Origin of the sequence: Priestia sp. SIMBA_032 (genome assembly GCF_046535215.1) — a bacterium.
Taxonomy (GTDB): Bacteria; Bacillota; Bacilli; order Bacillales; family Bacillaceae_H; genus Priestia; species Priestia aryabhattai.
In genome coordinates this window covers 1-262 of record NZ_JAWRXD010000897.1, presented here as the reverse complement: position 1 = coordinate 262, position 262 = coordinate 1, and the positions used below count along the sequence as shown (strand labels likewise).

Genomic DNA, 262 nt, shown 5'->3' with positions numbered 1-262 from the left:
ATGATCTGCTTTGCCCTATACACCCATTGGCTTCGGGCCATTCCTGCCGACCTGAACCGGGTGGGACTGTTGGGGGCGCAGTTGCTGATTGCATCCATTGCTCTGCTGCCGTTTTTCGGCTGGGAGTTCATGACTGGGCAGCGCGCTAACTGGAACATCGGCTCTATGGTCGCGACTTTTTACGTGGCAATCGTAGCGTCACTAGGGGCTACGCTTCTCTATATGACAGGTGTTTCCCGTGTCGGCGCTGCGAGAGCTGGAC

At 56.9% G+C, this 262-nt stretch carries 1 protein-coding gene; it reads left to right on the top strand.

Annotated elements, in window-relative coordinates; genetic code table 11:
* Positions 1–262: EamA family transporter (locus tag SB717_RS36910; protein ID WP_410908050.1), on the top strand; the 262-nt coding region annotated here is incomplete at its 3' end.